This is a genomic window from Kitasatospora sp. NBC_01287 (assembly GCF_026340565.1).
Taxonomy (GTDB): Bacteria; Actinomycetota; Actinomycetes; order Streptomycetales; family Streptomycetaceae; genus Kitasatospora.
Genome location: NZ_JAPEPB010000001.1, coordinates 7,014,051 through 7,034,639 on the forward strand (window position 1 = coordinate 7,014,051; position 20,589 = coordinate 7,034,639).

The 20,589-nt window shown below is 73.8% G+C and carries 19 protein-coding genes and 1 pseudogene; 10 read left to right on the forward strand and 10 right to left on the reverse strand.

All coding sequences use genetic code 11. The features are described from left to right. Positions 1 to 106 precede the first annotated feature (106 nt). Entirely contained in the window at positions 107 to 1,195 is a 1,089-nt protein-coding gene (locus OG455_RS30715; RefSeq protein WP_266299288.1) for an S-(hydroxymethyl)mycothiol dehydrogenase, read from the forward strand. Positions 1,196 to 1,203: 8 nt separating this feature from the next. Beyond that, a complete protein-coding gene (locus OG455_RS30720) occupies positions 1,204 to 1,839 on the forward strand; it encodes an MBL fold metallo-hydrolase (protein WP_266299289.1) in 636 nt (211 codons plus the stop codon). 80 nt (positions 1,840 to 1,919) lie between these two features. Here the strand turns inward: OG455_RS30720 and OG455_RS30725 are convergent, their stop codons facing one another. Continuing rightward, positions 1,920 to 2,405, reverse strand: a complete 486-nt coding sequence (locus tag OG455_RS30725; protein ID WP_266299290.1) for a peroxiredoxin — start codon at positions 2,403 to 2,405, stop codon at positions 1,920 to 1,922. A gap of 180 nt (positions 2,406 to 2,585) precedes the next feature. Between OG455_RS30725 and OG455_RS30730 the strand changes: the two genes are divergently transcribed. Then, positions 2,586 to 3,209 carry a TetR/AcrR family transcriptional regulator gene (locus OG455_RS30730; RefSeq protein WP_266299291.1) on the forward strand — a complete coding sequence of 208 codons (624 nt, stop codon included), beginning with the start codon at positions 2,586 to 2,588 and terminating at the stop codon, positions 3,207 to 3,209. An 11-nt stretch (positions 3,210 to 3,220) separates the two neighbouring features. Next, positions 3,221 to 3,553, forward strand: coding sequence for a YnfA family protein (locus tag OG455_RS30735; RefSeq protein WP_266299292.1), 333 nt, complete (start codon positions 3,221 to 3,223; stop codon positions 3,551 to 3,553). Positions 3,554 to 3,594: 41 nt separating this feature from the next. Here the strand turns inward: OG455_RS30735 and OG455_RS30740 are convergent, their stop codons facing one another. From OG455_RS30740 to OG455_RS30755, 4 genes are all read right to left on the reverse strand, one after another. After that, the gene (locus OG455_RS30740; RefSeq protein WP_266299293.1) at positions 3,595 to 4,497 is read right to left on the reverse strand and encodes a hypothetical protein; all 903 of its coding nucleotides are present in this window, start codon (positions 4,495 to 4,497) and stop codon (positions 3,595 to 3,597) included. A 217-nt stretch (positions 4,498 to 4,714) separates the two neighbouring features. After that, positions 4,715 to 5,482, reverse strand: a complete 768-nt coding sequence (locus tag OG455_RS30745; protein WP_266299294.1) for a maleylpyruvate isomerase family mycothiol-dependent enzyme — start codon at positions 5,480 to 5,482, stop codon at positions 4,715 to 4,717. Positions 5,483 to 5,547: 65 nt separating this feature from the next. Next, positions 5,548 to 7,815: a germacradienol/geosmin synthase gene (locus OG455_RS30750; RefSeq protein ID WP_266299295.1), complete on the reverse strand. Its 2,268-nt coding sequence runs from the start codon at positions 7,813 to 7,815 to the stop codon at positions 5,548 to 5,550. Between the two features lie 175 nt (positions 7,816 to 7,990). Further along, the gene (locus OG455_RS30755; RefSeq protein WP_266299296.1) at positions 7,991 to 9,202 is read right to left on the reverse strand and encodes a pyridoxal phosphate-dependent aminotransferase; all 1,212 of its coding nucleotides are present in this window, start codon (positions 9,200 to 9,202) and stop codon (positions 7,991 to 7,993) included. A gap of 85 nt (positions 9,203 to 9,287) precedes the next feature. On the opposite strand from OG455_RS30755, the pseudogene OG455_RS30760 reads away from it, so the two are divergent. From OG455_RS30760 to OG455_RS30770, 3 genes and pseudogenes are all read left to right on the forward strand, one after another. Further along, positions 9,288 to 9,638, forward strand: a pseudogene (locus OG455_RS30760) (winged helix-turn-helix transcriptional regulator); the annotation flags it as partial. 121 nt (positions 9,639 to 9,759) lie between these two features. Beyond that, a complete protein-coding gene (locus OG455_RS30765) occupies positions 9,760 to 10,554 on the forward strand; it encodes an SGNH/GDSL hydrolase family protein (protein WP_266299297.1) in 795 nt (264 codons plus the stop codon). A gap of 41 nt (positions 10,555 to 10,595) precedes the next feature. After that, positions 10,596 to 12,266 carry an AMP-binding protein gene (locus tag OG455_RS30770; RefSeq protein ID WP_266299298.1) on the forward strand — a complete coding sequence of 557 codons (1,671 nt, stop codon included), beginning with the start codon at positions 10,596 to 10,598 and terminating at the stop codon, positions 12,264 to 12,266. A 14-nt stretch (positions 12,267 to 12,280) separates the two neighbouring features. Here OG455_RS30770 and OG455_RS30775 read toward each other — a convergent pair whose 3' ends face one another. Beyond that, complete coding sequence (locus tag OG455_RS30775) at positions 12,281 to 12,667, reverse strand: PPOX class F420-dependent oxidoreductase (protein WP_266299299.1); 387 nt, start codon at positions 12,665 to 12,667, stop codon at positions 12,281 to 12,283. Between the two features lie 136 nt (positions 12,668 to 12,803). Between OG455_RS30775 and OG455_RS30780 the strand changes: the two genes are divergently transcribed. Then, the gene (locus tag OG455_RS30780; RefSeq protein ID WP_266301019.1) at positions 12,804 to 15,188 is read left to right on the forward strand and encodes a Tex family protein; all 2,385 of its coding nucleotides are present in this window, start codon (positions 12,804 to 12,806) and stop codon (positions 15,186 to 15,188) included. Between the two features lie 39 nt (positions 15,189 to 15,227). On the opposite strand, the gene OG455_RS30785 is transcribed toward OG455_RS30780, so the two are convergent. After that, positions 15,228 to 15,779, reverse strand: coding sequence for an NUDIX hydrolase (locus OG455_RS30785; protein WP_266299300.1), 552 nt, complete (start codon positions 15,777 to 15,779; stop codon positions 15,228 to 15,230). 72 nt (positions 15,780 to 15,851) lie between these two features. On the opposite strand from OG455_RS30785, the gene OG455_RS30790 reads away from it, so the two are divergent. Then, positions 15,852 to 17,486, forward strand: a complete 1,635-nt coding sequence (locus OG455_RS30790) for an isovaleryl-CoA dehydrogenase (protein WP_266299301.1) — start codon at positions 15,852 to 15,854, stop codon at positions 17,484 to 17,486. A 61-nt stretch (positions 17,487 to 17,547) separates the two neighbouring features. Here OG455_RS30790 and OG455_RS30795 read toward each other — a convergent pair whose 3' ends face one another. The 3 genes from OG455_RS30795 to OG455_RS30805 all read right to left on the reverse strand — a co-directional run bounded on the left by OG455_RS30795 (position 17,548) and on the right by OG455_RS30805 (position 19,513). Next, positions 17,548 to 18,147 carry a GNAT family N-acetyltransferase gene (locus tag OG455_RS30795; RefSeq protein WP_266299302.1) on the reverse strand — a complete coding sequence of 200 codons (600 nt, stop codon included), beginning with the start codon at positions 18,145 to 18,147 and terminating at the stop codon, positions 17,548 to 17,550. Positions 18,148 to 18,242: 95 nt separating this feature from the next. Further along, positions 18,243 to 18,845 (reverse strand): hypothetical protein, encoded by a 603-nt coding sequence (locus OG455_RS30800; protein WP_266299304.1) that lies wholly within the window; start codon positions 18,843 to 18,845, stop codon positions 18,243 to 18,245. 56 nt (positions 18,846 to 18,901) lie between these two features. Further along, positions 18,902 to 19,513, reverse strand: coding sequence for a hypothetical protein (locus tag OG455_RS30805; RefSeq protein ID WP_266299306.1), 612 nt, complete (start codon positions 19,511 to 19,513; stop codon positions 18,902 to 18,904). 296 nt (positions 19,514 to 19,809) lie between these two features. On the opposite strand from OG455_RS30805, the gene OG455_RS30810 reads away from it, so the two are divergent. Then, entirely contained in the window at positions 19,810 to 20,583 is a 774-nt protein-coding gene (locus OG455_RS30810; RefSeq protein ID WP_266299308.1) for a DUF4230 domain-containing protein, read from the forward strand. Positions 20,584 to 20,589: the final 6 nt, after the last annotated feature.

Sequence of the window (20,589 nt, forward strand, 5' to 3'; positions counted from 1 at the left end):
GCTCGGCGCCCACTGACGGATGGGCGTCGCGGGCGGCCCCTCGGGAGAGAATGCTCTCCCGAGGGGCCGTTCGGCTTCTCGGCTGCGCTGCGAAAGGGTAGACCGGATGTCACAGCAGGTCAGGGGCGTCATCGCCCGGGGCAAGGGCGAAGCGGTCGAGGTGACGACGATCGTCGTGCCGGACCCCGGGCCTGGCGAGGCGGTGGTCAAGGTGCAGGCCTGCGGGGTCTGCCACACCGACCTGCACTACCGGGAGGGCGGGATCAACGACGAGTTCCCGTTCCTGCTCGGGCACGAGGCCGCCGGCGTGGTGGAGAGCGTGGGCGAGGGCGTGACCGAGGTGGCGCCCGGCGACTTCGTGATCCTCAACTGGCGCGCGGTCTGCGGGCAGTGCCGCTCCTGTCGGCGCGGCCGGCCGCAGTACTGCTTCGCCACCCACAACGCGAAGCAGAAGATGACGCTGCTCGACGGCACCGAGCTGTCGCCCGCGCTGGGCATCGGCGCGTTCGCCGAGAAGACGCTGGTCGCCGCAGGCCAGTGCACCAAGGTCGACCCGGCCGCCTCGCCCGCCGTGGCCGGGCTGCTGGGCTGCGGGGTGATGGCCGGGCTCGGCGCGGCGATCAACACCGGCGGCGTCGGCCGCGGCGACAGCGTCGCGGTGATCGGCTGCGGCGGGGTCGGCAACGCGGCCGTACTGGGCGCGCGCCTGGCCGGCGCGGCGAAGATCATCGCCGTCGACCTGGACCAGCGCAAGCTGGAGCGGGCCCGCGGCCTGGGCGCCACCCACGTGGTGGACGCCTCCGGCGGGGCCGACGTGGTCGAGGCGGTCCGCGCGCTGACCGACGGCAACGGCGCGGACGTGGTGATCGAGGCGGTCGGCCGCCCCGAGACCTACCGGCAGGCCTTCTACGCCCGGGACCTGGCCGGCACGGTGGTGCTGGTCGGCGTGCCGACTCCGGAGATGACGCTGGAACTGCCGCTGCTCGACGTCTTCGGACGCGGCGGCGCGCTGAAGTCCTCCTGGTACGGGGACTGCCTGCCCTCGCGCGACTTCCCGATGCTGATCGACCTGCACCTGCAGGGCCGGCTGGACCTGGACGCCTTCGTCACCGAGACGATCGCGCTGGACGAGGTCGAGCAGGCCTTCGACAAGATGCGCGACGGCGACGTGCTGCGCTCGGTGGTGGTCCTCTGATGCACGTGATGCCCCCCGAACCCGAGATCGAGCACCTCGTCACCGCCGGCACCTTCGAACTGGACGGCGGCAGCTGGGAGGTGGAGAACAACGTCTGGATCATCGCCAACGACCGCGAAGCCGTGGTGATCGACCCCGCGCACGACGCGGCCGCGATCGCCGAGAAGGTCGGTGACCGGCGGGTGCTGGCGATCATCTGCACCCACGCGCACAACGACCACGTGAACGCCGCCCCCGCCCTCGCGGCGCTCACCGGCGCGCCGATCTTCCTGCACCCGGACGACCTGCCGCTGTGGAAGCAGGCCCACCCGGACGACCACCCCGACGAGGAGCTGAGGGACGGTCAGCGGATCACGGTGGGCGGCCTCTACCTGCACATCCGGCACACGCCCGGGCACAGCCCCGGCGGCGTGAGCGTCTACGTGCCGGCGCTGGAGGCGGTGTTCACCGGCGACACGCTCTTCCAGGGCGGTCCGGGGGCGACCGGGCGTTCGTTCTCCGACTTCCCGACCATCGTCCGCTCGATCCAGGAGCGGCTGCTGGTCCTCCCGCCGCAGACCGTGGTGCACACCGGGCACGGCCCGACCACCACGATCGGCGAGGAGGCCCCGCACCTGGAGGAGTGGATCGCCAGGGGGCACTGACCCCGGGCCCCGGTCCGGGGCGGCGGCCGCCGGTCGGCCGCCGACCCGGACCGGTCCAGGTGACCGGGGCCGGACAGGGCCTAGAGGGCGGCCAACTGCTCGGCCAGCGTGTCGCTGTTCTGGAAGGTCAGGCCGGCCAGCGCGACGTGGCGCCAGCGGACCGTGCCGTCGCCGTCGAGGATGAAGACCGAGCGGCGCAGCCCCAGCCCGGGCACGGCGATGCCGAAGGCCTTGGCGACGGTGCGGTCCGTGTCGGCGAGCAGCGGGAACCGCAGGTCGTGGCGGCGCGCGAAGGCCTCGTGGCTGTCCAGGTCCTGCGGGCTGATCCCCCAGACGGTGGCGCCCAGGTCGCGGAACCGGTCCAGGTCCGAGGTGTACGAGCAGAGCTGCTTGGTGCACACGGCCGTGTTGTCGCCCGGGTAGAAGACCAGCACGAGCGGGCCGCCCGCGGCCTCGGCCGGCCGGTAGTCGCGTCGCTCGGCGGGCTGCCCGGCGTCGCCGGTCAGCAGTAGGCCGGGCAGGGTGAAGTCGGGCGCGGGGGCGCCGACCTCGGGGTACTTGGCCATCAGGGAGCCTTTCGCACCAGGGGGAGGCAGAACGTTCGTTCTCTCGGCTCGATGGTAGTACGGCGGCGGCCCTCGGCGCACCCGGCCCGGTGTGGCGGGCTCGGCGTGGCGGCCCGGCGTGGCGGGCCGGTGTGGCGGGCCCGGCCGGGGCCGCTCACGCGGTGGAGTACGGTCGGGACCGTGAGTACGCCTTCCGACACCCGCTCCACCCACCGGTCGCCCGCCCGCGCGCGGGTGCTGGCGGCGGCCACCCGGCTCTTCTACGCCGAGGGGATCCACACGGTCGGCGTGGACCGGATCGTCACCGAGGCGGGCGTCACCCGGGCCACCTTCTACCGGCACTTCCCGGGCAAGGAGGAGCTGGTCCGTTCCTACATCCAGGAGTGGGACGCCCGGATCCGCGCCGAGGCCGCCACCGCGACGGCCGCCGCGGCGCCCGCGGGGGTGCTCGCGCTGGTGATCACCCGGCTGGGGCAGGAGATGTGCGGACCGGGCTTCCGCGGCTGCCCGTTCATCAACGCGGCGGCCGAGTACCCCGACCCGGCCAACCCGGTGGCGCGGGCGGTCGCCGAGCACCGGGCGTGGCTGCGCTCGCTGCTGGCGGAGCTGCTGACCGGAGCGGGAGCGGCCGACGCCGAGCGGAAGGCGGACATCCTGGTCCTGCTGCGCGACGGCGCGATGGTCGGCGGCGCGCTGGGTGATCCGGCGCTGGTCGCGCGGCGGTTGGCGCAGGCCGTTTCGGCGGTGCTCGGCGAGGCGGGCGAGCCGGTGGGTGAGGCGGGCGAGCCGACCGGCACGCCGTAAACTCCCGGCTCATGACCGTCGCGCGCTCCGCCCTGCTCTTCGTCCTGGCCGCGATCCTGGAGATCGGGGGCGCCTGGCTGGTCTGGCAGGGGGTTCGCGAGCACCGCGGCTGGGCCTGGGCCGGTGCCGGGATCGTGGCGCTGGGCGCCTACGGCTTCGTGGCGACGCTGCAGCCGGACAGCCACTTCGGCCGGGTGCTGGCGGCCTACGGCGGGGTGTTCGTGGCCGGTTCGCTGATCTGGGGGGCGGTGGTGGACGGCTTCCGGCCGACCCGCTACGACCTGCTCGGCGCGCTGATCTGCCTGGTCGGGGTCGGTGTGATCATGTACGGCCCCAAGCACTGAGAGTCGTGGGGGGCCGCGACTTGGCGGCCCCCCACGGGCGCCTACTGCAGGGTGACGATCCGGTGCATGCCCCGCACCACCTGCGGCTGGCCGGTCTCCTCGTCGGGGATCAGGCTGAGCAGCGCGTAGCGGCCGGGCGCCAGTCCGTGCGCCTGCACCGAGGCGCCGCGGTCGCCCGAGAGCGCGCCGAAGCCGGTGCCGGGGCCGGTGAACGGCGACTGCGGGTTCAGGCCGATCGCGAGCGCCTGGAAGTACGCCCGCACCTGGTCGTCGGTGGTGTCCGGGCCGACCGGCCGCAGCTCCATCGCCTGGAGCTGCGCGGAGTCGTTGTGCATCAGGTAGGCCAGGTGCGCGTGGTCGAAGTCCTCGGTCTGGAACCGCGGACCGGCCGGCGTGTCGCGGGCGATCACCATGCCGTCGGGGAACCGGGCCTGGTTGGCGCTCTGGCCGTTGGTCCCCGACAGGTCCAGACGCTTGACCACCGGGTGCGCGGGGTCGGCGCGCAGCGCCGTCAGGTCCACCAGGTAGACGGCGCCGGGCGCCACCTCCTCGGTGAACTGCTCGTGCACCTGCGGCGTCACGATGGCACCGCCCAGCGCGTCGGCCTCGCCGCGCACCGCGCGCACCCCGGCGGCCCGGGTCGCGGGGACGTTGCCGACGGAGTCGGCGAGGTCCGCCAGCAGGCGGTCGATGGTGGCTCCGTCGTGCAGGCGGAGGAGCTGGAGGTGCCGGCCCTTCGGGTCGTCGGTCCTGACCCGGAAGCTGACCAGGCCACCGGTGCCGGTGCTGGGCGCCTGGATCCCGGTGGTGCCGACGCTCACCTCGAACGGATGGTCCTCGGGCGAGGCGGCCCCGGCCGGGCCCGCCCCGGCGACGGCGGTGGCCAGCGCGAGCGAGGCGACCAGGGTCAGGGTGGCGGCGTGGCGGAGAGTGCGGTGTGGCATGAGATGACCTTTCAGGCGGGTGGTTCCCGACCTGGAGGGGTTCCCCGCCACGCGCGCGGTGCAGCGACCGGGCGGCAGATGCGCACCGATCGGACCATCGGCTGAGCGGCTGAGCGGCTGAGCAGCTGAGCAGCTGTCATGCGTGGCACCGCGCTGGTGCGGACCCGGCTCGCCTCACCCCCTGCCGGCTCGCCTCACCGCGCGCCGCTCGCCGCGCTCAGAACGCCGAGTTGGCGAACCAGCGGGCCAGCAGCTCTTCGTCCCCGCCGACCTCGAAGGCGGGCGCCGTGCGGTCGAGGCGGCCGTAGAGGAGGAGCAGCAGGTCGGCGGCGGTGCCCCGGACGGTGGCGGTCGCGGGGTCGGCGGGGCCGGCGGGGTCGGCGGTGGTGAGGCCGAAGCCGTCGGGGTCCAGGCGGACGAGCCAGCTGCCCGAGCCGTCGGTGCGGGCGAAGCCGATGGTCTCGCCGGTGCCGCGCAGCTGGGCCACCTGGGGGGCGAAGATGCCGGCGGACGGGAGGTTGGTGAGGAACTCGTCGATGCCGTCGGCGGCGACGGCCGCATCGAACTCGGGCCGCAGGCCCAGCGCGAGTTCGGCGTCGGCCCGGTGCACCAGGAGCTCGAAGAGCATCCGGCGGGCCCAGAAGCGGGCGTGCTGGTCGGGGCCCCAGGCCCACATCGCGGTCTCGGGCTCGATGCCGGCGAAGGCCTCGGCCGCCACGGCGGCGCCGGCGAGCAGCCACTGCGGATAGCCGTCCACCGTGGCGGGCAGGTCCAGTTCGACCTCGCGGCGGGCCGGCGGCTGCTGGATCCGCTGGTTGAGCAGCCCGGCGAACCAACGCTGGACGCTGCCGGCGTGCCGGGTCAGCTCCAGGAGGGTCCAGCCGGGGCAACCGGGGACGGGGGTGGCCAGGTCGACGCCCCTGATCAGGGCGGCGAACCGGGCGGCTTCTTCGGCGACGAGCGTGCGGTGATCGAGGGTGTCCACCAGGGGAGCCTAGCCGGGTGCCCCGGTCCGTGGACCGGGGCACCCGCTGCCCGCCGGCGTCACTGTCAGCCGAGTGCCGCGATCCGGGTGGCGGAGGTGCCCAGGCCGCTGGGGACCGGGACCCGGAAACCGGTGGTGACCGGGCCGGCCGCCGCGGCCGCGGCCAGCCGCCGGTGGTGGGCGGCGGGCTGGTACTCCTGCTCGGCGTCGCGGTACCGGCCGACGTCCCGGTGCCAGACGTAGATGCCGCTCATCCAGTTGCGCAGGTCCTGGAGGTAGTCCTCCAGCTCCGCGCGCTGGGCGGCGTCGAGCGCGAAGTCCTCGCAGAGCTGCGGGATCTCGTTGGCGGTCAGGTGCTCGAACTGCCGCATCCGCGAGGTCTGCAGGTCGGAGACCACGGCGAGGGCGTGCGGCAGGTCGCAGTTGAGGAAGTTCTGCACCACCAGGACGGCGTTGTGGATCTCGCCCTCGTACTGGACCTCCTTGCGGTAGGAGAAGAGGTCGTTGATCAGGCAGGCGTAGTCGGCGGCCGCGTGGTTCAGCGCCTCGATGGTGCCGGAGCGGAAGACCTCGTCGGGCAGCGTGCGCTGGTTGGCGAACCGGGCCAGGCTCATGGTCAGGTCGGAGCCGAAGGTGTGGCGGCGCATCTCGACGTAGTCGACGGGGTCGGGGATGCGGTTCTCGGCGACGTTGGCGATCTCCCAGACCCAGCTGTCCAGCATGTCGCCGACGGCGTCGCGGAAGGCGGCGCGGGCCGCCGGCGGCATCGGGTCGGCGGTGCGGGGCCAGAGGTCGGCCAGCCCGCGCTCCAGCGCCGTGACCGGGACGGGCAACGGCTCGGTGGGCGAGCGGGTGAGGAACTGGGCGAGCCGGTCGACGCAGGCCCGCGCGGCGGGCACATCGCCCGGGTGGCCGAAGGCGATCGGGAACCAGTCGTCCCCGTAGGTGCCCCAGATCAGCCACTCGGCGGAGAGGGCGAGCTCCTCGGGAGTGGCGTCCGGGTCGAGGCCGGCCGAGCAGAGCGCCAGGTCGTACGAGACGATCTTGCGATCGTCCCAGACGCCGGAGTCCGTCAGGCCGGGGACCAGGTCCAGGTAGCCCATCTCCCGGGCCCAGGCGGTGGAGTCGCGCCGGGCGCTGCCCAGGTGCGGGCTCAGGGCGGGCGGGAAGGGCAGGTACATCTCCGGGACCTGGAACGGCGGCACGCTCTGGTACGGGACGTGGGTGAAGCTGCGCAGCACGGTGGGGTCGAGGAAGCGGCGCACCTCGGCGGCGGAGGTGCCGAGCCCGACCGGGACCGGCGAGAAGGCCGAACCGCCGAGGTCGGCGCGCTCGTTCATGTACCGGCTGCTGCGCATGTGCCACTCGTGGCCGCCGGACTGCCAGTCCTGGAGGCCCTTGGCGTAGGCGAGCACCCGGGCGATCTCGTCGGGGGCCAGGCCGTACTCGGCGAAGAGCAGCGGCAGTTCGGTGAAGAAGGTGTTCTCGAACTGGTGCAGCCGGCTGGTCAGCAGCTCGTTGACCGCGTCGGCGGCCTGCTGGGTGGTGTAGTCGAGGAAGGTCTCCAGGACCAGGACGCCGTTGCTCAGCTCGCCCTCCTCGCTCACCTCGCGCTGGTAGGAGAAGAGGTCGTTGCGCAGGTGCACGCCGTCCGAGAAGGTGTCGCGCAGCACCCGCAGCGGGCGGCCGGCGGCCACCCGGGCCGGGATCTCGGCCTGCGCGGCGAACTCGACCAGCCCGGCCGACCAGGGGGCGCCGCCGACCTTGCGGCGCATCTCGATGTACTCGACCGGGTTGGCGACCCGGCCCTGGTCGATGTTGGACAGCTCCCACATGGACTCGTTCAGCAGGTGCTCGGTGCTCTCCCGGAACCGGGCCCGCCAGTCCGGCGACATGCTCGGCACGGTCCGCGCCCACAGGTCGGCCAGGCCCGCCTCGACCGGGTTGGTCGGCTCGGGGAAGCCGCCCGGCCCCTGCTCCGGCGTCCAGTCCATCGGCATGAAGAGCGGCAGCCGGTCCAGGTAGACCTTGCCGCCGGGCCGGTCCAGGGTGCGCTTGAAGATCTCCAGGAAGTGGTCGTCGAAGAAGAAGACCCAGACGTACCAGTCGGTGACCAGGTCGAGCGCGGTGCTGTCGCAGTCCGGGTGCGTGTAGGCGCAGAGGAGCGCGTAGTCGTGGTCCTCCAGGTCCTGCGCCTCCCAGACGCCGCTGCCCTCCAGCATGCCCATCTCGCGCGCCCAGGCGCGGGTGTGCACGCGCGCGCCCTCCAGGTGCGGGTTGAGCGTGGCCGGGTGCGGCAGGTAGAAGTCGGGTAGTTCGAAGGGCTGTGCCATTGGGATCCCCCCACCGGGACATTCGGCCACGCCGGACGATGGCCGTCGATCTTCCTCAGTGTCAGCGGAGGACCGACGGCCCGTAAGACGCGTACGGCAGTGCGGGGGAGGCGTGCGGACCGGACCGCACGTGATCTTTCGGGTGAAGCTCCGGCGATTCGCGGACGCCCGGCGCCTACTGCCGGTAGGTGGTGAGGAAGCGGCCGATCCGGCTGATCGCGGTCTCCAGGTCGTCGGCCCTGGGCAGGGTGACGAAGCGGAAGTGGTCCGGGCGGGGCCAGTTGAAGCCGGTGCCCTGGACGATGTGGATCTTCTCGCGGAGCAGCAGGTCGAGCACGAAGCGCTCGTCGTCCTTGATCCTGTGCACCGCCGGGTCCAGCTTGGCGAAGGCGTAGAGCGCGCCCTTGGGCTTGACGCAGCTCACCCCCGGCAGCTCGTTGAGGGCGCGCCAGGTGACGTCGCGCTGCTCGGTGAGCCGCCCGGTCGGCAGCGTCAGGTCGTGGATCGACTGGTGGCCGCCGAGGGCGGCCTGCACCGCGAACTGGGCCGGCACGTTGGGGCACAGCCGCATGCCGGCCAGCATGGTCAGCCCCTCCAGGTAGTCCCTGGCGTGCTGCTTGGGCCCGGAGACCACCAGCCAGCCGCTGCGGAAGCCGGCCACCCGGTAGGCCTTGGAGAGCCCGTTGAAGGTGAGGGTGAGCACGTCGTCGGCGAGCGCGGCCAGGCAGTGGTGCTCGACGCCGTCGTAGAGGATCTTGTCGTAGATCTCGTCGGCCAGCACCATCAGGCCGTGCCGGCGGGCCAGGTCCAGGATGCCGTCCAGCAGCTCCTTCGGATAGACCGCGCCGGTCGGGTTGTTGGGGTTGATCACCACGATGGCCTTGGTCCGCGAGGTGATCTTGGCGGCGATGTCGGCGAGGTCCGGGTACCACTCGGCCTCCTCGTCGCAGAGGTAGTGCACCGCCTTGCCGCCGGCCAGGCGCACCACGGCGGTCCAGAGCGGGAAGTCGGGGGCCGGGACCAGCACCTCGTCGCCGTCGTCCACCAGGGCCTGCACGGCCATCTGGATCAGCTCGGAGGCGCCGTTGCCGAGGAAGACGTCGTTGACGTCGACCCCGGCCACCCCGCGCTGCTGGTAGTACTGCACCACCGCGCGGCGGGCCGGCAGGATGCCGCGCGAGTCGCTGTAGCCGTGGGCGTTGGGCAGGTTGCGGATGATGTCCTGCAGGATCTCCTCGGGCGCCTCGAAGCCGAACGGCGCCGGGTTGCCCGTGTTCAGCCGCAGCACGCTGTGCCCGGCCTCCTCCAGGGCATTGGCCTGATCAACCACCGGGCCGCGGATCTCGTAGCACACGCCCGCGAGCTTGCTGGACTGCCGATACTCCACTGCTGCCTCCCGGCTTCACCATCTGGTTGCTTTGTTCTACCAAGTAGGCACTTGGAAAGTCCAACCTTTTGGCTATGCTGATGGCATGTCACGCAGAAGCTACGACCAGTACTGCGCCGTCGCCCGGTCCCTGGACGCGGTCGGGGAGCGCTGGAGCCTCCTGATCGTCCGTGAACTCCTGGGCGGACCGCGCCGGTACACGGACCTGCACGCCGACCTCCCCGGGGTCAGCACGGACATCCTGGCCGCCCGGCTCAAGCAACTGGAGGGCGAGGGCGTGGTGGTGCGGCGCAAGCTGGAGCGCCCGGCCAACGCGACGGTGTACGAGCTGACCGAGCGCGGCGCCGGGCTGCGGGCGGTCATCGACGCGCTCGGCAGCTGGGGGCTGCCCGCGCTCGGCGAGCAGCGGCCGACCGACGCGGTGCGCGGGCACTGGGTGACGGACGCCCCGGTGCCCGCCTGACGCGGTCTCCACACAGTCTCCGGGGCCGTCGGGAGGGAAGCCCGGCGGCCCCGGGCCACAACCCGGGGGTACCCGCCGGTAGCATCGGGGTGCTATGGACCAGACCACCGCCCCCACCCGCTTCAGTAGCTACCTCGCCCTCGGCGACTCCTTCACCGAGGGCATGTGCGACGAGCTGGGACCCGACGGCCACTACCGCGGCTGGGCCGACCGGCTGGCCGCCGCGCTCGCTTCGGAAGTCGACGGGGGTGACTTCCGGTACGCCAACCTCGCGGTGCGGGGCAAGCTGATCGGGCAGATCTGCGCCGAGCAGCTGGCGCCGGCCGAGTCCGCGGGGGCGGAGCTGGTCACCCTGGCCGGCGGGCTCAACGACGTGCTGCGCCCGGGCTGCGACATCGCCGAGGTGCGGGCGCGCCTGGGGTCGGCGGCCGAGCGACTGCTCGCCACGGGGGCCGTGGTGGTGCTCTTCACGAGCACCGACCCGACCCGCCGGATGGCGGGCGGCGCCCGGCTGCTGCCGGCCATCACGCGGCTCAAGGCCTTCGTCGAGGAACTCGGCGAGCACCCCAGGGTCGCGGTGGTCGACCTCTTCTCGGCCCGTTGCTTCGACGACCGCCGGCTCTGGGCGGAGGACCGGCTGCACCTGTCGCCCGAGGGGCACCGGCGGGTCGCCGAGGCGGTGCTGCAGGCACTCGGGCGCCCGCCGGCCTTCGACTGGCGGGCGCCGCTGCCGCCCGCCCCGCCGGTGGGCCGCCTCGCCGTGCTCCGCGCCGACCTGCGTTGGCTGCGGATCCACCTGCTGCCCTGGCTGGGACGGCGGTTGACCGGCCGTTCGTCCGGGGACGGACGACCGCCCAAGCGGCCGGAGTTGCTGCCCTACCAGGGCTGAGCCCCTGCCGGGCGCCCGGCCGCTCGGTATGCTCGGCTGCCGTGACCGCCACTGAGACCTATCGCGCCGCCCGTGACCTGCTGCTGGCTCAGGACGGTGCGGCCGACTTCGCCTGGCCCGTGATCGAGGGCCCCTTCAACTGGGCCGTCGACTGGTTCGACGCGATCGCCCGGGGCAACGACCGCACCGCGCTCTGGATCGTCGAGGAGGACGGGCAGGAGGCGAAGTACAGCTTCGCCGAACTGGCGCACCGCTCCGACCAGGTGGCCCACCACCTGGCCGGGCTCGGCGTGCGGTCCGGGGACCGGGTCATGCTGATGCTGGGCAACCAGGTCGAGCTCTGGGAGGCGATGCTCGCGGTGCTCAAGCTCGGCGCGGTGATCATGCCCACCACCACCGCGCTCGGCGCCGCCGACCTGGCCGACCGGATCGAGCGCGGCCGGGCCCGGCACGTGGTGGCCAACCTCGCCGACACCCCCAAGTTCACCGGGTTGAGCGCCGACTTCACCCGGATCGCGGTCGGCGGCGCGGCCGACGGCTGGGCCGCCTTCGAAGCCGCCTACCGGCTCGCCGACCCGGCCCCGTTCACCGCCACCACCGCGCCCACCGACCCGCTGCTGGTCTACTTCACCTCCGGCACCACCAGCCGCCCCAAGATGGTCGAGCACACCCAGGTCTCCTACCCGGTCGGCCACCTGACCACGATGTACTGGACCGGCCTGCGCCCGGGCGACGTGCACCTCAACATCAGCTCGCCCGGCTGGGCCAAGCACGCCTGGAGCTGCTTCTTCGCGCCGTGGATCGCCGAGGCGACCATCTTCGTCCACAACTACACCCGGTTCGACGCCGCCCGGCTGGTCGAGCAGCTGCACCGGGCGCGGGTGACCACCTTCTGCGCTCCGCCGACGGTGTGGCGGATGCTGATCCAGGCCGACCTGTCCGCCGGACCCGGCGAGCTGCGCGAGCTGCTCGCGGCCGGCGAGCCGCTCAACCCCGAGGTGATCGCGCAGGTCGAGCGGCACTGGGGGCGCACCATCCGGGACGGCTTCGGGCAGACCGAGACCACCCTGCTGGTCGGCAACACGCCCGGCGCGCCGGTCAAGCCGGGCTCGATGGGCCGCCCGCTGCCCGGCGTGCCGGTGGTGCTGGTCGACCCGGTCAGCGGCGAGCCGGCCGAGGAGGGCGAGCTCTGCCTGGACCTGGCGCGGCGGCCGGTCAACCTGATGACCGGCTACCTGGCCGACGAGGCGCGCAACGCCGAGGTGATGGCGGGCGGTTACTACCACACCGGCGATGTGGCGGCCCGCGACGCCGACGGCTACATCACCTACATCGGCCGCACCGACGACGTGTTCAAGGCCTCCGACTACAAGATCTCGCCGTTCGAGCTGGAGAGCGTGCTGATCGAGCACCCCGCGGTCGCCGAGGCGGCGGTGGTCCCGGCACCCGACGCGACCCGGCTCGCGGTGCCCAAGGCCTACGTCGCGCTCGCCCCGGGTTGGGCGCCGGACCGCGACACCGCGCTGGCGATCCTGCGGCACGCCCGGCAGAACCTGGCGCCCTACCTGCGGGTGCGGCGGCTGGAGTTCTACGAGCTGCCCAAGACCATCTCCGGCAAGATCCGCCGGGTCGAGCTGCGCAACCGCGAGGCCGCGGGGCCGGTCGCCGGCCAGGAGTGGCGCGACGACCAGTTCCCCGAGCTGAAGGGGTAACGGCCGGACAGCTCCTAAGGGATGAGGGTGATCCGGATGCCGACCGTGCCGTCGGCGCCGCGCCGCAGCCGGCTGCCCAGCAGGGTCAGCCGGCCCATCAGCCCGTACTTGCGGGACAGCAGCTGCCGGTAGCGGGCGGCCCCGGCGGCGTCCAGCAGTTCGGCCGCGGCCGGCACCGACTCACCGGTCGGCCGCCCGCGCACGTCGCACGGCCCCACGAGCACCTCGGGCCGCCGCCGGATCCGCTTGACCTTCCAGGAGTCGGCCACCGTCCAGATGCCGAGCGCCTCCCCGTCCCGCACCACCCAGACGGGGGTGGGCACCGCCGTGCCGTCCTTCTTGTACGAGGTGACCAGCAGGTACTTGCCCCGGCCCAGCTTGTCGAGCAGCGCGTCAGCCATGCCCGGACTCTACAACTGACAGAATGCGGGGGGTAAGCGCAACGCGACTCATGAGAAGGTGACCGGCTTCGTGACCACGCCAGCCGAGCAGTCAGCACGGGCAGCCGCGGCGGCCGAACAGGCCGTCGGGCGGCGGATCGCCGAGGAACTCGGGGTCCGGGAAGGGCAGGTGAGGGCGGCCGTCGAGCTGCTGGACGGCGGCTCGACGGTGCCGTTCATCGCCCGGTACCGCAAGGAGGTCACCGGCGAGCTGGACGACACCCAGCTGCGCACCCTGGAGGAGCGGCTGCGCTACCTGCGGGAGCTGGAGGAGCGCCGGGCCGCGGTGCTGGAGTCGATCGAGGCGCAGGGCAAGCTGGACGACGCGCTGCGCGCCCAGGTGCTGGCCGCCGACTCCAAGGCGCGCCTGGAGGACATCTACCTCCCGTACAAGCCCAAGCGCCGCACCAAGGCCCAGATCGCCCGCGAGGCGGGCCTTGAGCCGCTGGCCGAGCAGCTGCTGGCCGACCCCGGGCAGGACCCGGCCGCGCGCGCCGCGGCCTTCGTCAACGAGCAGGTGGCCGACGCGCCCGCCGCGCTGGAGGGCGCCCGGGCGATCCTGGTCGAGCGGTTCGCCGAGGACGCCGACCTGATCGGCACGCTGCGCGAGCGGATGTGGGGCCGGGGCCGGGTGGTGGCCACCGTCCGCGCGGGCAAGGAGACGGAGGGCGCGAAGTTCGCCGACTACTTCGACTTCGCCGAGCCGTTCACCAAGCTGCCCTCGCACCGGATCCTGGCCATGCTGCGCGGCGAGAAGGAGGAGGTGCTCGACCTCGACCTGTCGCCCTTCGACGGGGAGGCGGAGGGCGACCTGCCCGGCGCGAGCGACTACGAGCAGCGGATCGCCGCCCGCTTCGGGGTCGCCGACCACGGCCGCCCGGCCGACAAGTGGCTCGGCGACACCGTCCGCTGGGCCTGGCGCACCCGGATCCTGGTCCGGCTCGGCCTGGACCTGCGCGGCCGGCTGCGCCAGGAGGCGGAGGACGAGGCGGTCAAGGTCTTCGCCGCCAACCTGCGCGACCTGCTGCTCGCCGCGCCGGCCGGCACCCGGGCCACCATGGGCCTGGACCCGGGCTTCCGCACCGGCGTCAAGGTCGCCGTGGTGGACGCCACCGGCAAGGTGGTCGCGCACGACACCATCTACCCGCACCAGCCCGCCAACAAGTGGGACGCGGCGCTGGCCACCCTGGCGGCGCTGGCCGAGGCGCACCAGGTGGACCTGATCGCGATCGGCAACGGCACGGCCTCGCGCGAGACCGACAAGCTGGCCGAGGACCTGATCAACCGCCACCCGGAGCTGAAGCTGACCAAGGCGATGGTCTCCGAGGCAGGCGCCTCGGTCTACTCCGCCTCCGCCTTCGCCTCGCAGGAGCTGCCCGAGCTCAACGTGTCGATCCGCGGCGCGGTCTCGATCGCCCGCCGGCTGCAGGACCCGCTGGCCGAACTGGTCAAGATCGACCCGAAGTCGATCGGGGTCGGCCAGTACCAGCACGACCTCAGCGAGTTGAAGCTCTCCCGCTCGCTGGACGCGGTGGTCGAGGACTGCGTCAACGCGGTCGGCGTGGACGTCAACACCGCCTCCGCCCCGCTGCTCACCCGGGTCTCCGGGGTGAACGGCACGCTGGCCGACAACATCGTGGCGCACCGCGACGCCAACGGCCCGTTCCGCACCCGCAAGGCGCTCAAGGACGTGGCGCGGCTGGGCCCGAAGGCCTTCGAGCAGTGCGCGGGCTTCCTGCGGATCCCGGACGGCGACGACCCGCTGGACGGCTCCGCCGTGCACCCCGAGGCCTACCCGGTGGTGCGCCGGATCCTGGCGAAGACCGGCGGCACGGTGCGCGAACTGGTCGGCAACGGCACCGCGCTGCGGGCGCTGCGCCCGGCCGAGTTCGCCGACGAGACCTTCGGCATCCCGACCGTCACCGACATCCTGGGCGAGCTGGACAAGCCGGGGCGCGACCCGCGCCCGGCGTTCCGCACCGCCACCTTCAAGGAGGGCGTCGACAAGATCGGCGACCTGGTGGTGGGCATGGTGCTGGAGGGCGTGGTGACCAACGTCGCCGCCTTCGGCGCCTTCGTCGACGTGGGCGTGCACCAGGACGGGCTGGTCCACGTCTCGGCGCTGTCGACCAGGTTCGTCAAGGACCCGCGCGAGGTGGTCAAGTCCGGTGACGTGGTGACCTGCAAGGTCGTCTCGGTCGACGTCCCGCGCAAGCGGATCGGGCTGACCCTGCGGCTGGAGGACGAGACCGCGCCCCGGCCGGCCGGCGGGCCGCGTGAGCGCGGTGAGCGTGGTGACCGGGGCGAGCGCGGGGAGCGCGGCGAGCGGGGTCCGCGTCCGCCGCGCCAGGACCGGCGCGGCGGTGGCAACTCCGGCGGCAACTCCGGTGGCAACTCGGGCGCAGGCGGCGGGGCCAGGCCCGCGCCGGTGGCCAACAGCGCGATGGCCGACGCGCTGCGCCGGGCCGGGCTCGGCAAGTAGCGCGCGGCCGGCGGGGCGTGGGCTTCGTCCCACGCCCCGTCAGCTCCGGTGCGCCGCCGCCAGTTCGATCAGCTCGGCCCACCACCGCTCGCGCCCGCGCGAGAGCAGCGCGCCCGCCTCGCCGACCGGCACCGCGCGCACCTCGACCACCTGCTCGCCGTCCGCCGGGTTGGTCGGCTCGCTGTCCACCAGGACCTCGGCGTGGCCCCAGAGCCAGGCCTTGAGCGGGTGCGGCTGCCAGGGCCGGTACGGCGTCGGACGGTCCGTCACCGCCCGGTGCGCGCCCAGCCAGACCGGCTCGCCGAGCAGCCGCGCCCCCGCCTCCTCGCGCAACTCGCGGGCCAGGCAGTCGCCGACCGACTCGCCCGGCTCCCGGGTGCCGCCGGGCAGGAACCAGTGGCCCCGGGCATCACGGCAGAGCACCACCAGATCGCCGGCGAAACCGATCAGGTGGATGTTGGTGATCAGCTCGTCCGGCGGCATCTCGACGGCGAACTGGGCGTCGATCCCGCCCCACTCCCAGCGCTGCGGCGCGAACAGGGCGGGATAGCGGTCCTCGGGCGGGCTGCTGAGATCGGTGCGTTCCGTCATCGGCCGATCGTAGTCCGCCGTCGGTGGAACCCCTACTCTGGTGCTGTCTTACTCACGAGTAGGGAGCAGACCGTGCCGCACACCCACGAGGTCACCAACCAGGTCCCGCCGCCCTACGGCCACAACCTGGCCGAGGACCCCGCCCTGCTCGCCGCGCTGCACCGGGCCGGAGCCGGCTGGGCCGAGCCCGAACTGCGTGAACTCGGCGTGCTCGGCGGCACCGAGCGGGCCGCCGAGTGGGGGCGGCTGGCCAACGAGAACGAGCCGGTGCTGCGCACCCACGACCGGTTCGGGCACCGGATCGACGAGGTCGAGTTCCACCCGGCGTGGCACCAGCTGATGAGCGTCGCGGTCGAGCACGGCCTGCACGCCGCGCCCTGGCGCGACCCGCGCCCGGGCGCGCACACCGCGCGGGCCGCCAAGTTCTACCTGTGGAGCCAGGTCGAGGCCGGCCACGGCTGCCCGGTCTCGATGACCTACGCCGCCGTTCCGGCGCTGCGCGCCACCCCCGCACTGGCCGAGACCTTCGAGCCGCTGCTCGCCTCGAACGTCTACGACTTCGGGCTGCGCGAGCCGCAGGGCAAGCGCGGGCTGATCGCCGGCATGTCGATGACCGAGAAGCAGGGCGGCTCGGACGTCCGGGCCAACACCACCGTCGCGCTGCCCGCCGGGGACGGCACCTACCACCTGACCGGCCACAAGTGGTTCACCTCCGCGCCGATGTCGGACGTCTTCCTGACGCTCGCCCAGGCGCCGGGCGGGCTCAGCTGCTTCCTGCTGCCCCGGGTGCTGCCCGACGGCACCCGCAACGCGCTGCGGATCCAGCGGCTCAAGGAGAAGCTGGGCAACCGCTCCAACGCCTCCGCCGAGCTGGAGTACGAGGAGGCGGTGGGCTGGCTGGTCGGCGAGGAGGGGCGCGGGGTGCGGACCATCATCGAGATGGTCAACATGACCCGGCTCGACTGCACCCTGGGCGCGGCCGCCGGGATGCGGCTGGGCGTCCAGCGCGCCGTCCAGCACGCCGACCACCGGCGGGCGTTCGGCACCGAGCTGGTCAACCAGCCGCTGATGCGCAACGTGCTGGCCGACCTGGCGATCGAGTCCGAGGCCGCGACCACGGTGGCGCTGCGGCTGGCCGAGGCCACCGACCGGGCGGCGGCGGGCGACGAGGGCGAGGCGCACTTCAAGCGCCTGGCGCTGGCGGTGACCAAGTACTGGGTCTGCAAGCGCGGGCCGGCGCACGCGGCCGAGGCGCTGGAGTGCCTGGGCGGCAACGGCTACGTCGAGGAGTCGGGGATGCCCCGGCTCTACCGGGAGGCGCCGCTGGTCTCGATCTGGGAGGGCTCGGGCAACGTGGCGGCGTTGGACGCGCTGCGCGCCATGGCCCGCAGCCCCGAGTCCGTGCAGGCCTACTTCGCCGAACTGGACGCGGTGGCGGGCGCCGACCGCCGGCTGGACGCGGCGGTGGCCACGCTGCGCAAGGAGCTCGGCGACCTGGCGGAGGTCGAGTACCGCACCCGCCGGGTGGTCGAGTCGATGGCGCTCACCCTGCAGGCGGCGCTGCTGGTGCGGCACGGCGAACCGGCGGTGGCCGACGCGTTCTGCGCCTCGCGGCTGGGCGGCGACCACGGCAGCGCCTTCGGCACGCTGCCGGTCGGGGTGGACACCGAGGCGGTGATCGCCCGGGCCCGGATGGTTCCGGCGTAGGGCGTAGGGCGTAGGGCGCGGGGACCGGAGGGGCGTTGGGGCGCGGGCGCGGCGGCCGGGCTCAGTGGGCCGGGCGCCGCTGGATCCAGATCAGCTTGCGCCCGGTCTCGGCCGGCGCCGCGATCGGGCCCTCGGCGATGCGGTCGAGCCGGTAGCCGAGCTTGCGCGGGACGGCGGCGCTGGCCGCGTTCGCCTCGTCGCAGTGGATCTCCACCCGCTCCACGTCGACGAGCCGGAGCGCCGCCCCGGTGAGCGCCGCCGCGCCGTTGGTGGCCAGCGAACGACCGGTGTGCGCCTGGTCGATCCAGTAGCCGATCTCGATGGCGCCGGGGCCGATCCGCCGGTGCAGGCCGAACATGCCCAGCACCCCGCCGGGCCGCTCGGCGTGCACCAGCACGTAGAGGAAGTCCGAGCCCTGTTCCCACAGCTGGGAGCCGAGCCGGATCATCTCGGCGGTGTGCGCCAGGGTCGGCAGGCCGGCCGCCCAGGGCATCCACGGCCGCAGGTGCGCGTTGTTGCGCACGATCACGCTGTTCATCTCGCCGGCGTCCGCGGCGGTGCGGCGGCGCAGCGCGAAGCCGTCCGGCAGGTCGAGCCACTCCGGCGGGTGGCTGTCGGCGGGCGGCGCGGTGGGGGCGGGCTCATCGGCGATGTCGGTCACGGTACGAATGATGTCAGCCCACCCGCGCCCGCCGTCCGCCGGTGTCGGCGGGTGGCGGACTCGGGTGGGCCCTGGTGCCCGGAGGCCGTGGAGCGTCAGGCGTCCAGCAGCCGGTCCAGCAGGGTGCGGTACTGCCGCAGGGTGAGCCGCAGTTCCTCGGTGCGGCCCGCGGGCTCCTCGCCCGGCGCCGGGTCGGGACCGCGCAGCTGGCGGCGGCGCTCCGCGACGGCCTCGGTGATCAGGCCGATCGACTTCTCGACCAGGGCATCCGCCTCGTCGACGGACTGGCGCGGGTCGTCGACGAAGCCCGCCTGGACGGAGTGCCACTCGGCGCGGAGTCGCTGCGCGCGCTCGGGGGCGAGCCATCCGCTGCCGCTGCCGCTGCCGACGGCGGCGTTGTCGGTGGCGGACTGGCTGTCGGCCCCTCTCGGCGCGGCCTGCTCCCCGGCCGGGACGACGGCGAACCGCCCGCCGGCCGGGCGCCTGCCGGCGTCCGAGCGGTTGCTGTCCCGGCGGTCGCTGTCCCGACGGTCGGTGTCGCGGCGGTCGCTGTCCGGCCGGTAGGTGTCCGGCTCCCGCTTCGCCAGGTCCGCCGACGCCTGCTCGCGGCGGCGGTCCGCCGCACGGGTGTCAGGGGTCGAGCCGTGGTCGGCGGCGCTGTCGTCGTCGTTCGCCGCCGCGGATCCGTACTGGGCCATCGTCGTACTCTCCTTCGAGTTGTCGGTGCCGGGTGCCGGGTGCCGGGTGCCGCCGGTCAGCGGATGGCCTGGCGCGGGACGGTCGGACGCTGCGCGCGCCGGGACGGCGCCGCCGGCGCGGGCGGGGTCGAGCCCTCGGGGCGACGCCCGGCGCCGGCCCGCACGACCTCCACGATCATGTCCCGCACCCCCAGCAGAGCCGTCCGCAGCTCCTCGGTGCCGACCTGCTCGGAGCGGGTGCGTTCGAGCACCCGCTGCGCCGACCGGTAGGCGGGCAGCCGCGCCCCGTGGTCGACCGACAGCGCGCCCGCTCGCCCCTGGGTGGGGTACCCGATCTCGTCCAGCGCCGCGTCCAGCAGCGCCGAGGTCTCGTCCAGCGCGCGGGCCGGGTCGTCGACGAAGAGCTCCTGGAGCGTGCCGAGCCGGGCCGTGGTCTCCTCGACGCGCCGCCGCGGCAGTGGGGTGAGGTTCAACCGGCGGACCAGGCGCAGCCGTTCGACGAGCTCCTGTTCGGCCTCCCGGGTGCGGCCGTCGTGGGTCCGCACCGTCCGGTCGTACTCCGGCCCGAAGCGCTGCTGGAGCCGGTGGGTGGTCAGCCGCGGGAGTGCCACGGCGAGACCCGCCGCGACCGCCAGCACGACGACCACCGATGCGATCAACACGCTCATACCGATCCTCCTTCGCTGCCGGGCCCGGTCGGGCCCGCGCCGTGCCGCTCCCGGCGGCACCGGGGCTTCACCAGCGGCCGCACGGCGGGGAGATGTCGCAGCGGCCCGGTCAAGCGCCTGCCCGCTGGGCGGAGTTCAAACCGGCGGCTGCGCGCCGGCGTCGTCCAGCCGGTTCGGGGCAGGCGAGATCCGACGCTCACCGAGCGTGCCGAGCAACGGAGTTCAGGCATCCGGGCGGCTCGGCCCGGACTGGTGCCGACTCAACGCCGACTCAGTGCCGAAGGAGGCAGTCCGCCATGTTCCGTTCCTCCCGGCGGGGAACCGCCCCACTCCCCGACAGACCCGACAGGCCCGCGTCAGACCCCGACACGCCCGCGTCAGACCGGGGCGCCGACCGGGAGCCGGCCCCCGCCCCGGCCCCCGCCGCCCCCGCGCGCCGCCGGGTCCCGTGGTACGTCGGTCTGCCGGTCACCCTGGCCGTGATCACCGCGCTCTTCCTGGCCGCGGCCGACCTGCGCCTGCTGCCCGGCCTGCCCGACCCGTTCGCCGAGCGGACGACCGACCGCAGCCAACCGGTGCTGCTCAAGTCCATCCAGGACATGAGTCATTACACCTCGGCGACCGGCAACTTCCAGCTCGTGGTCGACCTCGACCAGGAGGCGAAGTTCCTCCCGTCCGCGCTGCTGGGCCACCGGACCCTGTACGTGGCCGCCGGCACGGTGGAGGCCTACGTCGACCTCGGCAAGGTCGCCGGATCCGGTGTCACCGTCTCCGCCGACCGCCGCAGCGCCACCCTCGTCGTGCCGCACGCCCAGCTGGGGCAGGTGGCGCTCGACAGCAAACGCTCCTACGTCTACTCCCAGGAGCGCGGCCTCTTCGACCGGATCGGCGACTTCCTCTCCGGCAACCCGGGTGACCAGCAGCAGGTGGAGCGGCTGGCCACCCGGCGCATCGCCAGCGCCGCCCAGGACTCCGGGCTGCTCCAGCGCGCCGAGCAGAACACCCGCGACGCCCTTGAGGAGCTGCTGCGCTCGCTCGGCTTCAGCACGGTGAACGTGCGCACCGGCTGACCCGGG